The organism is Nonomuraea roseoviolacea subsp. carminata, assembly GCF_024172185.1.
GTDB classification, from domain to species: domain Bacteria; phylum Actinomycetota; class Actinomycetes; order Streptosporangiales; family Streptosporangiaceae; genus Nonomuraea; species Nonomuraea roseoviolacea.
In genome coordinates, this window is the sequence record NZ_JAMZEC010000001.1 from 2,920,933 (window position 1) to 2,941,876 (window position 20,944).

Sequence of the window (20,944 nt, forward strand, 5' to 3'; positions counted from 1 at the left end):
CCCTGGGGGTACCTGCACCGGGACTCGAACCTGGGACCTCCGCATTATGAGTGCGGCGCTCTCACCGACTGAGCTATGCAGGCATCGGCGAACGATCTCGACTATCGCAGCCGCGGCGGGCCGGCCGCCACCGCTTTATCCGGTACGTCTATCCGGAACGCGAAACGCCCGACTCCGCGATGCGGGTCGGGCGTCATGCCTGTTCAGAGCGAGAGCCCCCAAACGGAATCGAACCGTTGACCTTCTCCTTACCATGGAGACGCTCTGCCGACTGAGCTATAGGGGCCTGTCCGGCGCTGCGGACAGGTGTAACCATACACGGCCCTCAGCGATGATGCGAACTGGACGAGACCGCGCAGGTCGCGTCAGCCGACGGCCTCGAAGCCGCGCCGCGGCCGCAGGGTGACCACCTCGCACAGGTCGGCCAGATCGACGAGCGCGGCGACCTCCGCGACCGAGAAGCAGTCGGCGACGACCCGCCCGTCACGGCGCACCCGCAGCACCTGCCGGCCGTCGCGCAGCCCCGGAACGATCTCGAAACCGTCAGGCCCGACCCATCGACTGTCCATAGCGGCACAGATTAGCCCTCGGGTCTCTCATTTTCCGGAAGGCGACACGCGTCACACGCTACCGGGAGCGTCAGAGCCGGTAGAAGCCGGCGAAGTCCTTGAGCCGGGAGATCGGGTCCACCCGGACGAACGCCCCGGTCTCCGGCGCGTTGATCATCTTGCCGTCACCGAGATAGATCCCGACGTGGTGGGTGTCGAGGCCCTTCGCGGTGGTCCGGCCGAAGAAGACGAGGTCGCCGGGCAGCGCCGAGACGACCCGGCGCATCCTGCGCACCTGGTCGTTCGTGGTGCCCGGGCCGAGCACGTCCTGGCCGTGCGCCTGCGCGTACACCCAGCGGGACAGGCCCGAGCAGTCGAGCCCGCGCGTCCGCTCGGCCGGGCACGGCAGGATCCTCCCCCGGTAGCCGGCGCAGGTGCCCTTCGACGGCCCCGGGTCGCTGCCGTGCCCGCCGCCCCACGAGTACGCGATCCGCTGCCCCTCGATCCGCAGGGCGATCCGCACGATCTCGGGCTGCACGTACGGCATGAGCGGCACCGACGCGGTGGCGGTCACCAGCAGGAGCGCCGTCACCAGCGCGATCCGCCGCCTGATGGACACCCGGCGCTCCCCTCGGTAGGTCAGGGTCTCCTCTGTGGAGATCCTGCCTCATCACCTCACGAGGCGCTCAGGGTCAGCCGTACGGACCCGACCGTGAACCGCAGACCCACGGTGCCCTTGGCCCGGCGCGGCCTGGTGGTGAAGGACAGGGTGGTCTTCTGGCCGCGCCCCAGTTCGGCGATCTCGCAGCGCACCGCCGTGCCGCTGAACGAGCAGCCGGGCGCCGCCACCACGCGCTGCCCGCCGTACGCGCGGCCGGAGACCTTGATCTGCGTCACCGGGTGCGGCCCGGTGTTTGACACCGTGACCGTGTAGCGGGTGCGGCTCCTGGCCTGGCCCGCCACGGTGATCTCGGCGGGCGGGTTGGCCAGCTCCTCCAGCTCGTCCTGGGTGCCGTTGAAGGTGTTCTGCCCTCCGGGCAGCGTGCCCTTCTCGGCCGACTGCCAGAACGTGTGGCGCTTCCAGCCCTTGGGCAGCTCGCCGGGGTCGGCTCCCCAGCGCGCCAGCCACAGCGGGTTGGCCTTGAACGCGGCGGAGTCGCCCGTGCAGGTGCGCCACCAGCTCGTGGTCGTGTAGATGACCGCCCGCCGGCCGGTCTCCTGCCGGTACCTGTCAGTGAACCCCTTGATCCAGCTCACCATGTCGGCGGGCGACAGGCCGTAGCAGGCGTTCTTGCCGTTGCGGTCCTTGTACGGGTTGTCCTCCAGGTCGAGCACGCCGGGCAGCGTCCAGCCGTCGGACTTCCAGGCGCCGCCGTTGAGCAGGAAGAACTCCGCCTGCGCCGCGCCGTCGGACTCGTGCGGCTGGGCGAAGTGGTACGCGCCGCGGACGAGCCCGGCCGCCAGGGCGCCGCCGTACTGCTCCTCGAAGCGCGGGTTGCGGTAGTCGACGCCCTCGGTCGCCTGGACGTAGGCGAACCTGCCGCCGCCGGAGGTCACCGCGCCCCAGTCGACCGCGCCGGTCCAGTTGCTGACGTCCACCCCGGCGATCGCACCGTCCGCCGCCGCGCCGGACCCGCCGGACACGGCCACGGCGGCGGCCGTCACGGCCGCGACGGCGGCCCCCCAGAGACGATTCACGGCGGTGATCATCGCGGAGCCCTCACCTGGCCGCAAGCCGAATGAGTCGGCCGTTATCGAAGCGCTTTCTCCAAAAAATCGCCTTGTTTCCGAAAAGCGCAGCTCGGGGTCGGAAAAAAACCTCCGGCAGCCCTTTGCCGATGACGTCGTTTTCGCAGGTCAGCGCCGTATGTGAACACAACGTTCGCGTTTGCCCGGAAGGGATATGCGGTCGCAGGATGGCCTGGATTCCCAAGAACGACCCCGGCCGGGGTCTCCTCGCCATGCCCTGAGGAGCCACAGCATGATCCACGCCCGGGCGCTGACCCGAGTGTTCACCGTCAAGAAGGAGACCGTCCACGCCGTACGCGGCATCGACCTCGACGTCGAGGCCGGCAGCCTCGTCGCCCTCCTCGGCCCCAACGGGGCCGGAAAGTCCACCACGCTGCGCATGCTCACCACGCTGCTCCCGCCCAGCTCCGGCACCGCGACGGTCGCCGGCCACGACGTCGCCCGCGAGCCCGCCCGGGTGCGCGCCCGCATCGGCTACGTCGGCCAGAAGAGCAGCGCCGGCGAGAACTTCCAGGTCCGCGACGAGCTCGTCAGCCAGGGCCGCTGCTACGGCATGACGACCGCGGCGGCGGCCGGGCGCGCCGACGAGCTGCTGGACCTGCTCGGCCTGCGCGCGCAGGCAAGCCGCAAGCCGGGCACGCTGTCGGGCGGCCAGCGCCGCCGCCTCGACATCGCCCTCGGCCTCGTCCACCGGCCCGACCTGCTCTTCCTGGACGAGCCGTCCACCGGCCTCGACCCCAGGAGCCGCGCCGACATCTGGGAGCACATCACGCGGCTGCGCGAGGTGTACGGCACGACCCTGTTCATGACCACGCACTACCTGGAGGAGGCCGACACCATGGCCGAGCGGGTGGTGATCGTGGACGGCGGCCGGATCATCGCCGACGGCACGGCCGGCCGGCTGAAGAACGAGCTGGCCGGCGACCACATCACGATCACCACCAGGACGGAGGCCGAGGCGGCGACGGCCGCCGCCGTGGCCCGCGCGACGACCGAGGCGCCGGCCCGAGTCACGAGGGAGGCGCCGGACGACGCGGCGACCGAGGCGCCGGCCCGCGTGACGACGGAGGCGCCGGACGGCGTCACCGTGGACGGGACGACCGTGCGGGTGCGGGTCGCCCGCGCCCCCGCCGCCCTGCCCGCCTACCTGCGCGCGCTTGAGGAGGCCGGCGTCAAGGCCGCCACCGCCGAGACCAGTCGCCCCACCCTCGACGACGTGTTCCTCACCCTCACCGGGAGAAGCCTCACCGATGACGACCTTCCTGCGTGACACCGCCATCGTCTTCAGCCGCGAGATCACCCCGTCGCTGCGCGCGCCGGTCGGGCTGGTGCTGGAGATGGGGCAGCCGCTGGTGTTCCTGTTCCTGTACGGGGCGCTGCTGGACGGGGCGGTCGGCTCGTCCTGGCAGTGGTTCGTGCCCGGCATCCTCGTCATGATGTGCCTGACCGGCTCGATGGGCGCCGGCCACACGATGCTGGTGGAGCTGATCGGCGGCTCCCTGGAGCGCCTCCTGGTCACCCCGATCGACCGCACGGCCATGCTCGTCGGCCGGACCATGAAGGTCACCGCGGTGCTGCTCTGCCAGGCCGTGCTCATCGTCGTGCTGGCGCTCCCGCTCGGGTTCCGGCTGTATCCCGTCGGGGCGCTGGCCGGGATCGCGATGCTGCTGCTGTTCGCGACGGGGCTGGGCGCGCTGTCCTTCGTGCTGGCCATCAGGTCGGCGCCGGACGGCACCCTATTCTGGCTCGTCACGCAGGCGCTGATGTTCCCGCTGCTGCTCCTGTCCGGCGTCTTCCTGCCGGTGGACGGCGGGCCGGCCTGGCTGCGGGCGGTGGGGGAGGTCAACCCCGTCACGCACGTCGTGGACGCGCAGCGCGCGCTCTTCTCCGGCGACCTCACCCACCCGTCGGTCCTGTACGGCACGGCCGCCGCGGCGCTGATCGCCGTGGCCGGGCTCGTCGCCGGCAACCGCGCCCTGCGCAAGGGCGTCTAGCGCGGGAGGGGCCGACCGCCCGGAGCCCTAGGGGCTGATCGCCAGGAACAGGAACGCGGCGAACAGCCCCAGGTGCACCCCGCTCTGGAGCAGCGTGGCGCGCCCCGGCACGACGGTGAGCGTGGAGACCGCCACGGTCAGCGCCAGCAGCACCATGTGCGTGCCGCCGAGGCCGAGCACCAGCGGCCCCTCCAGCCAGATGGACACGACCGCGATGGCCGGGATCGTCAGCCCGATGCTGGCCATCGCGGAGCCCAGCGCCAGGTTCAGGCTGATCTGGATCTGGTCGCGCCGGGCCGCCCGCACCGCGGCGATGGTCTCGGGGAGCAGCACCAGCAGCGCGATGACCACGCCGACGACGGCCTGGGGCAGCCCGGCGTTCGCCACGGCCAGCTCGATGATCGGCGACTCGACCTTGGCCAGGCCGACGACCGACACGAGGGCCACGAGCAGCAGCCCGAGACTGGCCAGCGCCGTCCGCCCGGACGGTCTCGGGGCGTGCTCCTCCGCACCGTCCTCCGCGGCCTTCCGTGCGGCGGCCTCCGTGTGCGGGGTGGCCACGGGGAGGAAGTAGTCGCGGTGCCGTACGGTCTGGGTGAGGACGAACAGCCCGTACATCCCCAGCGACACCACGGCCGCGAAGCCGAGCTGGGCCGGCGAGAAGGCGGGCCCGCGGGCGCTCGTCGTGAACGACGGCAGGACCAGGCTGAGCGTGCTCAGCGTGGCCACCGTCGCCAGCGCCCCGCCGGTGCCCTCGGCGTTGAAGACCGCGACGCGCCGCCGCAGCGTGCCGCTGAGCAACGAGAGCCCGACGATGCCGTTGCACGTGATCATCACGGCGGCGAAGACGGTGTCGCGGGCCAGCGACGCCGTCTTCTCCCCTCCCGTCAGCATCAGGCTGACGATCAGCGCGACCTCGATCACGGTCACGGCCACCGCCAGCACCAGCGACCCGAACGGTTCGCCCACCCGGTGCGCGATCACCTCCGCGTGGTGGACGGCGGCCAGCACGGCTCCGGCCAGCAGCAGGGCCAGCAGGCCCCCCGTGAGCGCGGAGACGCTCCTCCCCCAGGTGAGCGCCAGCGCGACCAGCGCCAGCGCCGGAACGGCCACGGTCCACCAACGAGCGATGTGACGACGCATATAGGGTTTTACGCCCTTCTTTCGCAGAAGCAACGGCAATCACACTCATCATGCCCGTTTCATGCGAGATGTCGCCCGAGGTCAGTCACGCACCGCGGTCACCGTGGCGCCCGGAGGGACCTCCAGAGTCGTGGCGGAGCCGTCGGGGAAGGCGGCGGTCCACGTGTACGTCACCTGGCCCGACAGGTTGGTGAGCGTCGTGGACTCCCCGCCGTCGTGACGCACCGCGACGGTGCCCCGCCCGATCGGGATGCCGCTCACGGCGGCCCAGCCGATCTCCGCGGGCAGCCGCGAGAGCGTGGTCAGCGCGTTCGCCGGCGCGTCCGGCCGGACCCCGAGCAGGCCCGCCACGACCTGGCTGACCAGCGTGAACGAGACCTCCGGATAGTCGCCGTTGAGCCCGCCCGCCACGTGCCCGCCGGTGCGCGCGTGGAAGATCTCCCGCATCCACCGCCAGGCCGTCTCCGTCCGCCCGTGGCGGAAGAAGACGTCGGGCAGGTACGTCCACGCCTCGACGTTGGCGGGCCGGCCGGGGCCGCTCGCCTGCGCGTCCACGTAGTCGAGGTAGGCGGGGTCGTCGCGCAGGCCCTTCAACGGCATGAAGAAGCTGTTCTCGGCGCCCCAGCCGGTGACCGGCCGGCCGTCGAGGGTGAAGCCGCGGGCGCCCTTCCAGTCCTCCTCGTAGTGGCGGCGCAGCTCCGCGGCCCGCGCCTCGAACCGGTCACCGTCCTCGCCGCGCGCCCTGGCCAGCTCGGCCATGGCCAGGTGGGCGGCGTACTGCGTGGCCAGGCCGTCGCCGGCCACCGCCAGCGGCTCGCCGCCCAGCTCGTTGTAGCTGGCGACGCCCTCGAAGATGCTCGTCCCGCGCGCGGTGGCGGGCAGGGCGATCGCGTTCGCGCAGTAGTCGCGCAGCACGGGGTCGCGGACGTAGACGGGGTCCCCGGTCCAGCGATGGAGCTGCGCCACGCACTCCACCAGCTCGAAGACCGCCGGCACCTCACGGACGAAGTCGCCGGGCCCGCGGTAGTCGATCGACAGGTACGAGCCGTCGAAGTTGAACGCCCACACCGGGCGACGGCCGTGCTCGGCGGTGGCCGACGCGGCGAAGCGGCGCAGCATCGTCAGGTTGGCCTCGGCCAGGCCGAGCAGGTGCGCGCCCGCCGCCTGGTGGACGAAGTCGCGCAGGTAGAAGCCGCTGCGGTGGGCGTACCCGGCCCAGTAGGACGGCAGATAGACGCCCTCGCCGGTGCCCCGCGGGCGGTGTTCGTCGACGTTGACGGGACCGCGCGTCCCGCCGGGGTGGGCCCAGCGCAGCGCGCGGTCACGCGCCCACGAGAACATCTCCACGAGCTCGTCGTGGCCGGAGGCCACCATCAGATCATCGTGGCCGGAGGCCATCGTCAGATCGTCGTGGCCGGAGTCACAGTGCATGAGGGGGTCCCAGGCTCGGGCGGATCACCGGCTCGCCGGGGAGGACGAGGCCGGCCCGCGGGGTGACGCCGTCCTCGATGATCTGGAGGAGGCGGCTGATCAGGGCCTTCGCTATGCCGTGCAGCGGCAGCCGCACGGTGGTCAGCGCCGGCTGGAGCCACGCGGTGACCGGCAGGTCGTCGAAGGCGGTCACGGCCAGGTCGGTGCCGATCTCCAGCCCCTCCGCGCGCGCCACGGTGTAGACGCCGAGGGCGAGCCAGTCGCCCCCGGCCACGATCGCGGTGGGCCGGTCGCGGCCCGTGAGCAGCTCGCGGGTGGCCTTGATGATCTCGCCGGGGTCGTCGCCCGGCACGGAGTAGACCTGCCCGGCCAGGCCGTGGCGCCGCACCCCGGCCAGGAAGCCGTCGCGCCGGTCGTCCATCCACGGCAGACCGGAGGAGGAGGCCAGGAAGGCGACCCGCCGGTGTCCTCTGGCCGCCACCAGGCCGACCATGTCGATCACCGCCTGCGCGCTGTCGACGTCCACCCAGGACTGCGGCTGGTCGGGCGCGGTCCGGCCGAAGGCGGCGAACGGGAAGCCCGCCTGGGTCAGGTGGGCCAGGCGCGGGTCGTCGCGCAGCACGTCCGACAGCAGGAAGCCGTCCACGGTCCGCGCCGCGATCAGCTCGTCGAGCGCCTGCTCCTGGCTCTGGCCGGGGCGCGGGCGCACGAGCAGGACGCGGTATCCCGCCTCGCCCGAGGCCGCCACGACCGCTTCGAGGAAGCCGCCCATGAGCGCGTTGGGGTTGGCCGGGTCGTCGACGGGCGCCGGGTAGGCGATGATCCGCCTGGTGCCCGATCTGAGGCTGCGGGCCGACTGGTCGGGCCGGTAGCCGAGCTCCTCGATGACCGCGCTGACCCGTTCCAGGGTCTCCGGTTTCAGCCGGTGCGGGGCGTTGAGGGCGTTGGAGATGGTCTGGCGGGACACGCCGGCCACCCGTGCGACGTCCTCGACGGTGACCCCGCGCTCGCGTGGCCGGCGTGCCGCCACTCAGTCTCTCCTCAGCGTGAGCAGGCCGCCCGTGGGCACTTCGACGACGCTCGCCCCGGAGTCCAGCGGCAGGTCGGTCGTCCGGACCAGGCTCCCGCGGCAGTCGCGGACCTCCACGCGCGCGGGACCCGCGCCGAAGAGGACCACGCGCGGGTCGGTGGCGGCGTTGGCGACGAGCAGGTCGCCGGTCTCCGGCACCTCGACGGGCAGCGGCGCGTAGCGGGCGACGATCGTGGCCCGCTCGTCGCGGGCCCGCACCAGCGGGTAGCCGTGCTCGGGCTGCTCGGGCTCCAGCGTGCCCGACTGCAGCGTCCCCAGGTGGTCGCGGAAGATCCCCAGCCAGAACCGGAGCGTGGCGAGCTGGTCGGGCCGCTGCGCCGCCAGGTCCACCGAGATCTGCGGCACCGAGAACAGCACGTTGATCAGGTGGACGGCCACCTGCTCCGCGGGCTCGTCCGGATGCCACAGGAGCATGTCGGAGTGGACGGCCACGGGCCCGGCCGCGAGCCGCAGGTCCACGGTCCGCTGCCGGTTCTCCTGGGGGCTGAGCGGGCAGTCCGTCGCCCTGACCATGTTCGCGTACGGCCACAGGCCGGGGCTCGTGTACGGCTGGCGGTGCTCGACGAGCAGGTCCGGCCGGACCCGGCGCAGCCGCGCGTCCAGGTCGCGCAGCAGCCGCCTGACCCCCTCGTCCACCTCGGCGCAGTCGGCCCCCTCGGACGGGGCCGGGTCGCCGCCCGGCGTCGCGAAGCGGTCCACGAAGTCGATCTTCAGGCCGTCCATGCCCCACGCCTCGACCGCCTGGGCGAGCCGGTCGATGAGGAACTCCCGCACCTCCGCGTGGCGCGGGTCCAGCACGGCGGCGTCCATGTGGTCGAGGTAGCGCAGGCACCTGCCCTCGAAGCGCTCGAAGGCGGCGTTGTGCTTGCCGACGAACGGCAGGGCGTACCAGAGCATGTACGCCATCCCGAGCTCGCGCACCCGCGCCACGTGCCCGGACATGTCGGGAAACGCGGTGGTGTTCGGCTCCCAGTCGCCGCAGAAGGCGTACCCGCGGGCCCGGTCGGCGGTCTGCCAGCCGTCGTCCACGATGATCGTCTCGCAGCCCAGCTCCTTGGCCAGCCTCGCCTGGAGCTCGACGGACGCGGCGCCGACCTCCTGGTGCATGCTGTACCACGTCGAGTAGACCGGCAGCCGGGCCTGCTCCGGAGTGGAGGGCAGGTCGCCCGCCTCCGCCTGCCACCAGGCCGCCATCCCGGACACCGCCGCCGAGAACGGCCGCCCCGACAGGTCCAGCCGGAACCGCAGCCCGTCCCCGTGCAGGGTGAACGCGAACTCACCCGTCTCCTCGATCACCCCGCCCGTGAAACTCACCGGCGCCACCGGCTCGGCGACGCCCACCGTGCAGACGTTGGCCCCGGCGGTCCCGACGAGCGAGACCACCGGCGCGCCCGCGGTCAGCCGGGACGTCAGCGGCGCGTTCCAGATCGGGGGCACCCAGCGGGCGCCGCCGATCGGCGTCCAGAACGCGCTGACGCCCACGCACGGCACCCGCCACTGCGCGGCCGTGGCGCCCGGCGCGTCGACCAGCCACACGCCGTCGGCGACCTCCCTCACCTCCGCCCCGGCCGCTCCGGCCAGGGCCAGTTCGATGGCGCCGGCCCGTACCGTGCTCGTCTCGCCGAGCGCGTAGGGCTCCCAGACCTGCATGCTTATCCCTTCGTGGCACCGGCCAGCAGGCCGGAGATGAACTGTTTCTGGAGGACGAGGAAGAGGACCATCATCGGCAGCGAGGAGATCGCGGTGCCCACCATGACCTGGCCGAAGTCGGTCCTGGCCAGCCCTTGGAGGGTGGCCAGCGCGACGGGCAGCGTGTACATCTCGGGCGTGCGCAGCGCGATCAGCGGCCACAGGAAGTCGTTCCACGCCCCGAGGAAGAGGAAGACGCCCAGCGCCGCCAGCACCGGGCGCATGACCGGGACCACCACCCGCCACAGCACGCGCAGCTCGCCCGCCCCGTCCACCCGGGCGGCGTCCAGGAGCTCGTCCGGGATGGCGAGCAGGGACTGCCGCATGAGGAAGATGCCGAACGGGACCGTCAGGTTGGGCAGGATCAGCGCCGGGAAGCTGTCGATCAGATCGAGGTCGTTCATCATCTCGAAGATCGGGATGATCGTGACGCCGCCGGGAATCACCAGCGTGGACAGCAGCAGCACGAAGAACGCGTTCCTGCCGCGGAACTCGAACTTGGCGAAGGCGTACCCGGCCAGCAGCGCCACGACGATCGCGATCGAGGTCTGCACGATCGCGACGAACAGCGTGTTGCCCAGCACGTGGACCAGGCCGATCGACTCCTCCAGCTTGGCCGTGTTCGCCCCGAGCTGGTCGCCCGGATAGAACTTCGGCGTCTCGGCGAAGATCTCCGAGTTGGCGTGGGTGGCGGCCATCGCCAGCCAGTAGAACGGCCCGACGCACAGCGCGAACACCGCGGCCAGCACGAACGTCAGCGCCCAGCCCTTCACTTCTTGCCTCCGGTGAGCTTGAGCTGGAGCAGTCCGAACCCAGCGACGATCAGCGTAAGCGCGTAGGCGATCGCCGCGGCGTAGCCGAAGTCGAAGTAGCGGAATCCGTTCTCGTAGAGGTACAGCGAGATGGTGAGGGTGGAGTTGTCCGGGCCGCCACCGGTGATCACGAACGGTTCGTCGAACAGTTGCAGCGTGCCGATCGTGGACAGCACGACCGTCAGCAGCAGGATCGGCCGCAGCTGCGGAACGGTGATCGACCAGAACCGGCGGACCGCCCCGGCGCCGTCGACCATCGCCGCCTCGTAGAGCTCCTTGGGGATGCTCTGCAGCCCGGCGAGGTAGATCACCGCGTTGTAGCCGGTGTAGTGCCAGGTGAGCGCGATGACGATGGCGATGCGGGCCCAGAAGGGGCTGCCCAGCCAGTCGATCGCGTCGACGCCGAAGAAGCCGAGCACCCAGTTGAGCAGGCCGGAGTCCTTGCTCAGGATCACCGAGAACATCACGCCGTAGGCGACCAGGCCGGTCAGTGACGGCATGAAGACGCCCAGCCGCCACAGGCCGCGCAGCCGTAGGAGCGGGGAGTTGAGCCCGAGCGCCAGCACCAGCGCGAGCAGCAGCATGATCGGCACCTGGACGACGAGGATCAACGCGGTGTTCCACAACGCGGTCCAGAACAGCGGGTCGTTCACCAGCCGGACGTAGTTGTCCAGCCCGACGAAGGTGCGAGCCGCGCCCGCGCCGGAGGTCAGGCTGATGTACAGCGCGGCGAGGATCGGATACGCCTTGAAGGACACGAAGCCGAGCAGCGCGGGCAGGATCAGCAGGTAGGGGATGTTCCTCTTGGTGATCAGCGGCCGATGCGGGCGGGGCGAGCCGCCACCCCTGGTGGCGGCATCCCGGGTCATCGTGAGCGTCATCCCGCGAGCTTCCTGCCGGTCTGCTGCGCGAGCTGCTGGGCGGCGGTGGCCAGGGTCGCCGCCGGGTCGGCGCCCTTGGTCAGAACCTGCGTCTGGGCGTCGCTGGCGATCTTCAGGGCCCTGGCGTAGTCACTGGAGTAGAAGGTGGCGTCGGCCCCCTCGGTCAGCGAGTCCACGAACGTCTTGAGCGCGGGCTGCCCGCCGAAGTACTCCGTCGGGGCGGAGAACATCGGGTCGGAGTAGGCCGCGGTCAGGGCGGGGAAGACGCCGCCCTCCTTGAAGACCTTGTTGATGACCTCGGGCTTGGTCAGCGCGTACTCGATGAACTTGAACGCCTCGGCCTTGTGCTCGCTGGTGCCGGAGATGGCCAGATGGGTGGAGTTGACGATCGCGGTCCGCTTGCCGCCCGAGGTGACCGCCGGCGGCTGCATGACCCGCCACAGACCCTTCTGCTCCGGGCGCATCTCCGGGATGTAGCTCGCCGCCCAGGCCGCCCACGGCAGCACGGCCAGCTTGCCACTGCTGATCAGCTTCTTGGCGGTGCCCTCGCCGGAGGTGTCGGCGACGATCCCGGCGTCGTTCATCTTCTTGATCAGGGTCATCGCCTGTACGGCGGGCGCCGAGCCGAGCGTGACGTCGCCCTGCTGGTTGAAGTAGAAGGCGCCCTGCTGCTGCAGGAGCGACTGGTAGAAGTCCATGTCCATGCTGCCGGCGGCCGGCTTGTTCAGGCCGATGAGGGACGCCCCGGTCTTCTCCTTGAGCTTCTTGCCCGCTTCGATGGCGTCGTCCCAGGTCTGGATCGCGGCCGCGTCGATCCCGGCCTTCTCGAAGAGGTCGGAGCGGTAGAAGAAGCCGATCGGGTTGACCTCCCAGGGCATCGCGTAGACGCCGCCGTCCTTGCCGGTGACCGTGGGCCACAGCCCCTTGGCGAAGGCGTCCTTGTACTTGCCGGCGCCCAGCTTGTTGAGGTCGGCCAGGCCGCCGGGGAACTTGTCCACGTAGCTGGGCAGGTAGTCGATGCCGATGTGCAGGATGTCGCCGAGGCCCTTGCCGCCCGCCGCCATGCCGACGGTGATCTTCTCCCAGATGGCCGGGTTGCCGATCACCTGGACGTCGACCTTGATGTTCGGGTTCGCCTTCTCGAAGTCCTTGGCGACGGCGGCCAGGCCGTCCGAGGCGGGCTTCCAGCTCCACACGGTGATCTTGACCGGCCCGCCGCTCTCCGCCTTCTCCCCACCGCCGCCACAGGCGGCGAGGGTGAGGGTACCGGCGAGGGTGAGCGCGAGGACTCCACGACGGTTGATCATGCGCGTGCTTCCTTTCGGGGGATGAGCGCCGCGTCGGATATGAACGTTCAAACGATCTTCTGCCTGGCTTTTCAGGGCAGGCGAGGGGATGTTTGCCGACCAATCGGCGGGCGACTTGGGGGTTAAGGTATTTGATCGTTCATATTGCGCGCAAGAGCCCGCGTCGAGAACGGAGGATGTCCGGCAGTCCGGCGGCGAGGCGGTCGTAGTCCCCGGGCGTGTTGTAGATCTGCGCCGACAGGCGGAGCAGCCCCACCGGCTCGATCTTGATCTGGCAGCCGAGGCGGTCCAGGATCTCCGCGCAGAGCGCGTCGGCCTCCGCCTTGGTCGAGCCCAGCCCGGACGCCAGCCGCACCACGCGCATCGGCACGCCTGGGTAGCCGGTCGTCTGCGGGGCGTCCGCGCACAGGCCGGCCTCGCGCAGGGCCTCCGCCACGACCCGCTGCCCGTAGGCCGCCAGCGCCGCGTTGTGCGCGCGCACCCGGTCGAGCCCGAGCCGTTCCAGGACGTCCAGCCCGTACGGCGCGGCCAGCAGGGCGGTGTAGTCACGCGTGCCCTGGAACTCCACCGCGTCCGGGAACCCCTCGCCGTAGGAGACGACCAGCGGCCTGACCCGGCCCCGCCAGCGCGGCGCGACGTGCAGCAGCGCCGCCGGACGCGGCGCGAACGCCCACTTGTGCAGGTTGCCGACCCAGAAGTCGGCGTTCACCGCGTCGAGGTCCACCGGCAGCATCCCCGGTGCGTGGGCGCCGTCCACCACCGTGACGACGTCCCGGGCGGCCAGTTCGCCGGCCAGCCGGGCGACCGGCAGGAGGCGGGCCCCGGCCGAGCTGACGTGGTCGAGGACCGCGATCCGGGTCCGCGCGGTGACCCCGCCGAGCACCGCCGCCACCGGATCGTCGCCCAGCGCCACCCTGACCAGCCGCGCCCCGCTCTCCCCGGCCCGGCGGCGCAGCGCCCGCTCCACGGCCGCGTACCCGTGGTCGGTGTGGAGGATCTCGTCGCCCGCCGCGAGCGGCACGGACTCCAGCGCGACGGCGACCCCCTCCGTGGCGTTGGCGACGAAGGCCGCTCCGGAGCTGTTGAGGAAGGCGGCCACCCGCTCCCGCGCCACGGCCAGGCGCGCGGGCAGGCGGGCGAAGAACCGGTCGGGCATCCGCTCCATCTCGGCACGCAGCTCCGCCTGGCGCTCCTGCACCTCGACCGGCACCGCGCCGTACGAACCGTGGTTGAGCTGGATCACCTCCGGGTCCAGCGAGAACATCTCCCTCGCCCCCGGAATCGGCGTCATGTCCACAGGACCTCCCAGGTCGTCATATGTGACATCGCGCGTGATATGAACGTTCACAGGACCTAGGATGGCCCGGGCCAGGGCAAGGGCGGCACCCTGAGGACCCGAGGAGGAGAACCCGAACATGCCGGCGCAACGGCCCCGCGGGGTCAGCATCCAGGACGTCGCGCGCGCCGCGGGTGTGTCCCGGCAGACCATCTCCAACGCGATCAACGCCCCGCACAAGCTGCGCCCCGACACCCTCGAACGGGTCACCGCGCTGATCGAGGAGATGGGCTACCGCCCCGACCAGTCGGCGCGCAGCCTGCGCTCCGGCACGCGCCGGATCATCGCCTACACCACCCCGGAGACCGACCCGGACAACCCCAACGCGCTCATGAGCGGCTTCCTGGAGGCGATGGTCGCCGCCGCCGGCGAGGCCGGCTACCGCATCCTGCTCGTGCGCCCCCGCCCCGGCCAGAGCAGGGCGCGGGCGCTGGAGGACGTCATCGCCGCGCGCACCGCCGACGCCATCCTGCTCTCCGACGTGCTGGAGGACGACCCGTGCGTGGACTACCTGCACGAGACGGGCTTCCCCTTCGCGGTCTTCGGCCGCACCGGGCCCGGCCGGCCCCAGGCGTGGGTGGACGTCGACTCGGCCCAGGCGATGATCGACCTGGTCGGCCTGCTGTCGTCCCACGGCCATCGGCGGGTGGCCTACCTCGGCACGTCGGCGGCGCTGCCCTGGCTGCGGCACCGGGAGGCCGGGTTCCGCATCGGGATGCGCCGCTTCGGCCTGGCCGGCCACGAGGCGTTCGTCGACGGCCTGGACGAGGTGGTGGCCGTGGCGCGTGACCTGCTGAACCGCTCGCCCCGCCCCACCGCGCTGGTCCTGGACGACGACTGGCTGGCGCCCGGCGCCTACGCCGCCGCCCAGGCCGAGGGGCTGACCGTCGGCGCCGACCTCGCGGTGACCGGGTTCAACGACATGCCGTACACCCGGCTGCTCCAGCCGCCGCTGACGACCGTCCGGCTGCCGCTGCGGCGCATCGCGGACGCCCTGGTGAGCCGGCTCCTCCAGAGCGTCGAGGAGGGGGAGCCGCCCGAGGCCGGGCTGCTGCTCGCCGGCGACCCGGTGCTCCGGCCGAGCATGACAACGGTCGAGTAGGCCGCCGGCGATCGAGCGTGGTGCCGCCGCGTCGCGTGTGGTGCGTCTCGTCGCGTGTGGTGCGCCGGGAACGGGGCTCCCGGTGGACAATGAGGCAATGACCCGTGTCCTCGCGTCCGTCACCGTGCCGTGGATCCCCGCACCGCACCGCCTGGAGATCGCGCTGACCAGCAGGCTGCCGCCGGTGGAGCAGACCACCTCCGCCTTCGCGTTCGTCCTCGACGCCGCCGGCCGCACGCTGCTGACCCGCGTCGCCCGCGAGGGGCGCGGCTGGGACATCCCGGGCGGCCACCTCGACCCGGGCGAGCGGGCCGCCGAGGCCGCCTCCCGCGAGCTGGCCGAGGAGACCGGCCTCGCGCTGCCGCCGGAACGGCTGTCGGTGTTCGCCTGGCAGCGCATCGAGCTGACCGGTCCAGCCCCGGCCGGCTACCGGTACGCGGCGCTGACGTACATGGTGCTGTTCGAGGCCCGCCTCGCCGAGCCGGGGCCGCCCACCACGCCGCCCGCCGGTACGGAGAGCACGGGCGCCGAGTGGCTGACGCCCGAGGAGGTCGAGCGGCGCTGCACCGGCCAGGTCTGGCTCACCGCCCACCGCGCCCTGCTGGCCCGCGACGCCCCCTGAACGCGGAAGGGCGCCGCCCGGTCGAACCGGTCGGCGCCCTCCACCGTCAGGCAGCGAGGGTCACGAGCAGTGCTCGAACCCGCTGTCGTAGGTGTAAGCGCCCGCCTTGCCGCCCCACTTGACGCACTTGTCGGCGGCGGCGGCGATCACCGGCCCCGCGTAGTACGCGAAGTTGCCGCTGTCGGTGACGCGGGTCTGGCCCTGCACCTCCAGGTAGGCGCTGGTGGCCGTGGCCTGGCCGAGCGAGGTGGTCTTCAGCGTGGCCACGCAGTTCTTGCCGCTGGTGGAGTTGTAGAGCAGGTAGACGTTGCCCGCCGTGCCGAGGGGCGCGGAGTCGATGACCTTGTAGCCGCTGCCGCAGACCGACTCGGGCGTGTGCGGGTTGCTGGGCCCGCCGGTGCCCTTGACGTAGTTCATGTACGTCGTCCAGTTCCAGTAGGGACCGGGGTCGGTGTGGTCGGCGGTGGGCACCTCGCTGTGCCCGATGATGTGGGTGCGGTCCTTCGGGATGCCGTAGCGGTCGGCGATGTTGCGGGTCAGCGCGGCCGAGGAGCGGTACATCGCGTCGGTGAACCAGGACGCCTGGTCCACCCAGCCCTCGTGCTCGATGCCGACCGAACGGCGGTTGTAGTCGCCGGCGTGGAAGGCCCGGTCCTTCTCCCTGACCATCTGCGTGATGGCGCCGTCGGAGGAGCGGATGACGTAGTGCGCGGAGGTCGGGTTCGGCCGCGGGCCGGTCTGGAACCAGTCGATCGTCCCGGCGTACGAGCCCTGTGTGACATGGATGACGATCCGGTCGATGACGTCGCTGTTGGGCCGGTCGGAGACGGCGTAGTTGGAGCTGTGGGCGGCCGCCCAGGTGGCCCCGGGGTAGTCGACCGCGGCCGCGGCCAGCGTGTCGTTCTCGCCGAGCTCCTTGACCTTGGCGTACGCGCCGCGGTCGGGCTCGACGGCGCGGGCCGCCACCTTCACGGTCTCGCCGTCGGGGGTGGCGGCGCTGACGCCGCCGCCGAGCAGGTCGTACACGGTGTCGGCGTACAGCCTGGCCACCTCGGGCCGGGAGGCGTTGCCGTACTTGGCGACCACGGAGTACCACTTCGCCGGGTCCTTGCGCGCGTCGGCGCCCAGCCCCAGCTCGTCGGCCAGGGCGCGCAGCACGGCGGCGCCGCCGGTGATGTTGGCCGTGGTGTCGGTCTTGAGGGAGGCCACGGGCAGCTTGGTCAGCTTGGCGGCCTGCTCCAGCGAGTGCGTCTTGGGGTTGCTGACGAGGTGCATCACGCCGTAGCCGCCGGAGGCGCTGGGCTTGCCGTCGTGTCCGTCGAGGTGGGTCTCGGCGTAGGCGACCGACACCAGCAGGTCGCGCGGCACCTCGTACGCGGCGGAGGCCCGCGCGAAGGCGTCGGCGACGGGACCGGCGCCGGCGGCGTCGGCCGGCTGCCCGATGAGAAGCGAGAGGGGGATGATGGCGCCCGCTAACAGCGCGGCCGGACGGCGGAGACGAGCCTTCACGTGTTTCTCCTCAACGTTACGTCGGAGGACTCGCGCGACCGCCGTCTCCGGCCTCGGGCCGGCTCCGCGTCAGCCGAGCCCCCGAAACGCTCCTGCTGGCGACAAGCGTGATCGCGGTCCGCATAAAGATCGTCCAGAAAACGCACGACTCCTGTCGGCCTTTCCGGGCCCCGTACGATCACTTCCGAGAACCGGCTCGGGGGGACCGTGTGGAGGAGAGTGTGTCGCTGGCCCAGCTCACCCGTCGCCTCGAAGAGGTGGTGGGCGTGCTGAGCGGCGTGCCCGTCGAGGTCGAGCGGGTGGAGGACAACGAGCGCGTCCGGCGGCAGATCCTCGACCTGGCCGGATCGTCCCGGGAGCTGCGCGCCCTGCAGCCGGTCGGCTCGCGGGAGGAGGGCCGCGAGGAGCAGCGCAGCCGGCTCGACGTGCTCGGCGCCCTGCGGCGCGGCATGAGGATGCGCACGGTCGTCCACTCCAGCGTCCTGGACGACGCCCTCAAGACGGCCCGGATCAGGGAGCTGCACGCCGCCGGCGACCTGCACCGGGTCACCGACGAGCAGGTGCAGCAGCTCCTCGTCTTCGACCACGCCGTGGCGTTCCTGCGCATCACCCCGGTCGCGTACTCGCCCGGAGCCCTGGTGATCAGGCAGCAGAGCCTCATCACGGCCCTCATCGACCTGTTCGAGCTGACCTGGGCCCGAGCCAGGGACGTCACCGAGCCGACGCATCGGCTGACCCCGCGCGAGCGCGAGGTGCTCGCCCTGATGGCCGAGGGACGCTCCAACGGCTCCATCGCCCGCGCCCTGTCCATCACGGAGGCGGCCGTCGGCAAGCACGTGGCGGGCCTGTTCGCCAAGCTGGAGCTGCCGGCGACCCAGGACGACAACCGGCGGGTGCTGGCCGTGCTCGCCCATCTTCGCGGGACGGCGAGGTAGGGCCAGGCCGACCCCGCCCTCGTCCCACCCCCCGCGCGGCCGGGATCCGGCGGCCGATTCAATGGCCGTCATGCAAAGAATGACTGGATTGCTGGTGGGCGCCGTCTTCGGCGCGGTCTTCGTGGTCCTCAACGCGCAGAGCCCGCTGAACACCGTGGCCGTCAACGTCCTGCGGGTCGCCGCCTGCCTGGGGGCCGCGGCCGTGGTGGCCATGTGGTTCGCCACGGCCCGTAAGGAACGGCCGGCTCCGGAGGCGGCGCGGAAGGGCATGTTCGGCCGCGGATACCTGATCGTCGTGGCCGCCGAGGTGCTGCTGCTCTTCGGCGGGCTGCGGGTGCTGGCCGCCCTGGACCGGCCCGAACAGGGCAACGTGGCATGGGTGGCGTTCGTGGTGGGCGTGCACTTCGTCGCGCTGGCGCCGGTGTGGAAGGACTGGAGCATCGCCGTGCCCGGCGCCGTCCTGACCGTGCTGGGGGTGGCGGGCCTCGTCATGGCCTCGACGTCGGCCGTCACGTGGGTGCCGCTGCTCAGCGGTGTGCTGTCCGGGGTGGTGCTGCTGGCGGGCTCCGTCACCTTCGGGTGGCGCTCTCTTGTCGGTGCCTCCTGATTGTGTGGTCGCCACTGATCACACGACCGTAGGAGAACGGATGGAGCGGCGGTTCCCGGCGGAGGACGAGGAGCGTCTCTGGAGCCTGCTGGAGGCGGCGTGGGCGCCCCTGGGCGCCGAGGTCGGTCACGCGCGATGGGCGCTGGCGAACCGGGCGGCCGGTGACGACGCCGGTGGCCGGCCGCCGTTCACGGTGGTGGAGGAGGCCCTCGACGACTTCCTGAGCAACCTGCGCTTCATCAGCGAGAAGGTGCCGTCGGACGAGCTCACGAGCCTCGACCGGGTGGTCGAGGCCAACGCGGCGGGCTGGCGCGACTCCTAGCCACCGACGCCCGTGCTCGTCCCGCTGCTTGTCCCGGGACAAGCAGGGGGCGTCCGGGACCTGATCAGGGACGCGCGCCCCTGCCGGCCCGGGACGGCGAACGCCGATCGTGGACACCGTCACGCCCCGACGGCCCCACAGGAGGCACTCATGGACGCCCGCATCACCGACGAACCGGCCAAGGCCCGCACGGATCTCCCCCCGGCTTCTCCCCCGGGCGGCGCCACCGGATCGCGACCGACCGACGGATCCCGATCGGCAGGTGCGTCCCGACCGGTAGGTGCGTCCCGGTCGATCGGCGCCGACGCCGTCCGGCGCGCCGGTGCCGGGCTCACGGCCGGGGCCCTCACCTGGGCGGCGGCCATCTCCGTCTTCGGCTCGACCGGCGTCGGCGTGGGCGAGCGCGTCGTGGACCTGACCGGCCTGTGCTTCCAGCTCGGCGTGTTCTGCCTGCTGTGGGTGCAGATGCGGACCCGGGCCCTCGGCACCTCCCGCGCCGCCGCCGTCGCGCTCCGCGTCGAGGCGGTCGTGCTCGGCGTGGCCTCCGTCTGGTCGCTGCTGCACGGCGTCCTGCCCGACGACCTCAAGAACGGGGCCTGGCTGGCCCCGCTGGACATGTGCTGGCCGCTGTCGATGCTCGGCATGGCCGCCATCAGCGTGAAGCTCGCCGCCGCCGGCCGATGGAGGGGGCTGCTGCGCTGGTGGCCGCTGGTCGCCGAGAGCTGGGCGGTCGTCACCGTCCCCAGCTTCCTGCTGGTGGGCGAGGACCTCTCCCGCTGGGTGGGCGCCGGCCACCTGGTCATCGGGTACGCGGCGCTCGGCCTGCTGCTCGTCACCCGGCCGGACGACGTCCTGAACTCCGGAAAGGGCTGAGCCGGTGGAGTTCCGAGTCCTCGGACCGCTGGAGGCGCGCGACGACACGGGCCGGGCCGCCGCGCTCGGCGGCCCCCGCCCGCGCACCGTGCTGGCCCGGCTGCTGGCCGCGCCGGGCGCGACGGTCTCCACCGACGCCCTGATCCACGCCCTGTACGGGGACCGGCCGCCGCCCAGCGCCCTGCCGTCGCTGCACGCGTACGTGTCCCATCTGCGCCGCGCGCTCGAACCCGGGCGCCGGCCGCGCTCCCGGCAGGCCCTGCTGGTCAGCCGCCCGCCCGGCTACCTGCTGGAGACCGGCCGAGTGGACGCGATCCGCTTCACCGAGCTCGTGGACCAGGCGGGACGGCGACCGCCCGGCGCGGCCCTGGCCTGCCTGGAGGAGGCGCTGGGGCTGTGGCGGGGGCAGCCGTACGCCGAGTTCGACGACCAGCCGTGGGCGGTCGCGGAGGTCAGGCGGCTGAACGAGGCGCGGCTGGTCGCCGTGGAGCGGCACGCCCGGGCACTGCTCGCGCTGCGCCGTCCCGACGCCGTGATCGCGACGCTGGAGGCCGAGACGACGGCCGGCCCGCTGCGCGAGCGGCTGTGGTGCCTGCTCGCGCTCTCGCTGTACCGTACGGGCCGGCAGGCGGAGGCGCTGGGCGTGCTCCGCCGGGCGGGACGGCTGCTGGCCGACCAGCTCGGCCTCGACCCCGGCCCTGAGCTGCGCGCCCTGGAACGCGACATCCTCCACCACGCGCCCTCCCTCGACGCGGCTCCAGCCCCCGGCCCGGGCCCGGGCCCGGATCCGAGCCGGGAGCTGAGCCGGGATCGGAGCCCGGATCGGAGCCCGGATCGGAGCCCGGATCCAGGCCCTGCCCTCGGCCCGGCCGCTCCCCCGCGCCGCGAATGCGCCCGCCGCAGGTCGGCGGCCCCGCGCCGGGCAGGGGAGGCGGGACCGGAAATGTCGGTCCGGGCCCGTACCCTGTGCCGATGGCGGCACCCGTGAACCGGC

22 protein-coding genes and 2 tRNA genes are annotated in these 20,944 nt (G+C 72.3%); 10 read left to right on the forward strand and 14 right to left on the reverse strand.

All coding sequences use genetic code 11. The features are described from left to right. Positions 1-9: 9 nt before the first annotated feature. The 5 genes from HD595_RS13455 to HD595_RS13475 all read right to left on the reverse strand — a co-directional run bounded on the left by HD595_RS13455 (position 10) and on the right by HD595_RS13475 (position 2,246). Positions 10-83 (reverse strand) — tRNA-Met (locus HD595_RS13455). A gap of 130 nt (positions 84-213) precedes the next feature. Beyond that, positions 214-286: transfer RNA gene (locus HD595_RS13460), tRNA-Thr, on the reverse strand. Positions 287-365: 79 nt separating this feature from the next. After that, entirely contained in the window at positions 366-569 is a 204-nt protein-coding gene (locus HD595_RS13465) for a transposase (RefSeq protein ID WP_175595713.1), read from the reverse strand. Between the two features lie 70 nt (positions 570-639). After that, positions 640-1,167, reverse strand: a complete 528-nt coding sequence (locus HD595_RS13470; RefSeq protein WP_253768885.1) for a C40 family peptidase — start codon at positions 1,165-1,167, stop codon at positions 640-642. Between the two features lie 56 nt (positions 1,168-1,223). Continuing rightward, positions 1,224-2,246: a lysozyme gene (locus HD595_RS13475; protein ID WP_253768887.1), complete on the reverse strand. Its 1,023-nt coding sequence runs from the start codon at positions 2,244-2,246 to the stop codon at positions 1,224-1,226. 4 nt (positions 2,247-2,250) lie between these two features. On the opposite strand from HD595_RS13475, the gene HD595_RS13480 reads away from it, so the two are divergent. The 3 genes from HD595_RS13480 (at position 2,251) to HD595_RS13490 (ending at position 4,291) form a co-directional block, all read left to right on the forward strand. After that, positions 2,251-2,421 carry a hypothetical protein gene (locus tag HD595_RS13480; RefSeq protein WP_253768889.1) on the forward strand — a complete coding sequence of 57 codons (171 nt, stop codon included), beginning with the start codon at positions 2,251-2,253 and terminating at the stop codon, positions 2,419-2,421. A 108-nt stretch (positions 2,422-2,529) separates the two neighbouring features. After that, positions 2,530-3,567 (forward strand): ATP-binding cassette domain-containing protein, encoded by a 1,038-nt coding sequence (locus HD595_RS13485; RefSeq protein ID WP_253768892.1) that lies wholly within the window; start codon positions 2,530-2,532, stop codon positions 3,565-3,567. Further along, a complete protein-coding gene (locus HD595_RS13490; RefSeq protein ID WP_253768894.1) occupies positions 3,548-4,291 on the forward strand; it encodes an ABC transporter permease in 744 nt (247 codons plus the stop codon). Before HD595_RS13485 ends, HD595_RS13490 begins: the two co-directional genes overlap by 20 nt. Before the next feature lie 27 nt (positions 4,292-4,318). On the opposite strand, the gene HD595_RS13495 is transcribed toward HD595_RS13490, so the two are convergent. The 8 genes from HD595_RS13495 to HD595_RS13530 form a co-directional block, all read right to left on the reverse strand. Beyond that, positions 4,319-5,434, reverse strand: a complete 1,116-nt coding sequence (locus HD595_RS13495) for a calcium:cation antiporter (protein WP_253768896.1) — start codon at positions 5,432-5,434, stop codon at positions 4,319-4,321. An 81-nt stretch (positions 5,435-5,515) separates the two neighbouring features. Further along, positions 5,516-6,865, reverse strand: a complete 1,350-nt coding sequence (locus HD595_RS13500) for a glucosidase family protein (protein ID WP_253768898.1) — start codon at positions 6,863-6,865, stop codon at positions 5,516-5,518. Further along, complete coding sequence (locus HD595_RS13505) at positions 6,855-7,895, reverse strand: LacI family DNA-binding transcriptional regulator (protein ID WP_253768900.1); 1,041 nt, start codon at positions 7,893-7,895, stop codon at positions 6,855-6,857. Before HD595_RS13505 ends, HD595_RS13500 begins: the two co-directional genes overlap by 11 nt. After that, positions 7,896-9,605: a glycoside hydrolase family 36 protein gene (locus HD595_RS13510; protein WP_253768902.1), complete on the reverse strand. Its 1,710-nt coding sequence runs from the start codon at positions 9,603-9,605 to the stop codon at positions 7,896-7,898. A gap of 2 nt (positions 9,606-9,607) precedes the next feature. Continuing rightward, positions 9,608-10,417: a carbohydrate ABC transporter permease gene (locus HD595_RS13515; RefSeq protein WP_253768904.1), complete on the reverse strand. Its 810-nt coding sequence runs from the start codon at positions 10,415-10,417 to the stop codon at positions 9,608-9,610. After that, the gene (locus HD595_RS13520) at positions 10,414-11,337 is read right to left on the reverse strand and encodes a carbohydrate ABC transporter permease (RefSeq protein WP_253768906.1); all 924 of its coding nucleotides are present in this window, start codon (positions 11,335-11,337) and stop codon (positions 10,414-10,416) included. The genes HD595_RS13515 and HD595_RS13520 overlap by 4 nt, the downstream gene beginning before the upstream one ends. Beyond that, positions 11,334-12,644, reverse strand: a complete 1,311-nt coding sequence (locus HD595_RS13525) for an ABC transporter substrate-binding protein (protein WP_253768908.1) — start codon at positions 12,642-12,644, stop codon at positions 11,334-11,336. The genes HD595_RS13520 and HD595_RS13525 overlap by 4 nt, the downstream gene beginning before the upstream one ends. A 139-nt stretch (positions 12,645-12,783) precedes the next feature. Further along, a complete protein-coding gene (locus HD595_RS13530) occupies positions 12,784-13,935 on the reverse strand; it encodes an aminotransferase class V-fold PLP-dependent enzyme (protein WP_253768910.1) in 1,152 nt (383 codons plus the stop codon). Between the two features lie 124 nt (positions 13,936-14,059). Here HD595_RS13530 and HD595_RS13535 point away from each other — a divergent pair, with 124 nt between their 5' ends. Together HD595_RS13535 and HD595_RS13540 are read left to right on the forward strand one after the other, a co-directional pair. Beyond that, positions 14,060-15,082 (forward strand): LacI family DNA-binding transcriptional regulator, encoded by a 1,023-nt coding sequence (locus HD595_RS13535; RefSeq protein WP_253768912.1) that lies wholly within the window; start codon positions 14,060-14,062, stop codon positions 15,080-15,082. Positions 15,083-15,179: 97 nt separating this feature from the next. Next, positions 15,180-15,704, forward strand: a complete 525-nt coding sequence (locus HD595_RS13540; RefSeq protein ID WP_253768914.1) for an NUDIX domain-containing protein — start codon at positions 15,180-15,182, stop codon at positions 15,702-15,704. Between the two features lie 60 nt (positions 15,705-15,764). Here the strand turns inward: HD595_RS13540 and HD595_RS13545 are convergent, their stop codons facing one another. Continuing rightward, complete coding sequence (locus HD595_RS13545; protein ID WP_253768916.1) at positions 15,765-17,213, reverse strand: N-acetylmuramoyl-L-alanine amidase; 1,449 nt, start codon at positions 17,211-17,213, stop codon at positions 15,765-15,767. A gap of 209 nt (positions 17,214-17,422) precedes the next feature. Here HD595_RS13545 and HD595_RS13550 point away from each other — a divergent pair, with 209 nt between their 5' ends. The 5 genes from HD595_RS13550 to HD595_RS45785 all read left to right on the forward strand — a co-directional run bounded on the left by HD595_RS13550 (position 17,423) and on the right by HD595_RS45785 (position 20,938). Beyond that, positions 17,423-18,148: a helix-turn-helix transcriptional regulator gene (locus HD595_RS13550; RefSeq protein ID WP_253768918.1), complete on the forward strand. Its 726-nt coding sequence runs from the start codon at positions 17,423-17,425 to the stop codon at positions 18,146-18,148. Between the two features lie 79 nt (positions 18,149-18,227). Next, positions 18,228-18,755: a hypothetical protein gene (locus HD595_RS13555; RefSeq protein WP_253768920.1), complete on the forward strand. Its 528-nt coding sequence runs from the start codon at positions 18,228-18,230 to the stop codon at positions 18,753-18,755. A 40-nt stretch (positions 18,756-18,795) separates the two neighbouring features. Then, positions 18,796-19,077: a hypothetical protein gene (locus HD595_RS13560; protein ID WP_253768922.1), complete on the forward strand. Its 282-nt coding sequence runs from the start codon at positions 18,796-18,798 to the stop codon at positions 19,075-19,077. Between the two features lie 150 nt (positions 19,078-19,227). Next, positions 19,228-19,950 (forward strand): hypothetical protein, encoded by a 723-nt coding sequence (locus HD595_RS13565; RefSeq protein WP_253768924.1) that lies wholly within the window; start codon positions 19,228-19,230, stop codon positions 19,948-19,950. 4 nt (positions 19,951-19,954) lie between these two features. Continuing rightward, a complete protein-coding gene (locus HD595_RS45785; RefSeq protein ID WP_308211132.1) occupies positions 19,955-20,938 on the forward strand; it encodes an AfsR/SARP family transcriptional regulator in 984 nt (327 codons plus the stop codon). Positions 20,939-20,944 lie beyond the last annotated feature (6 nt).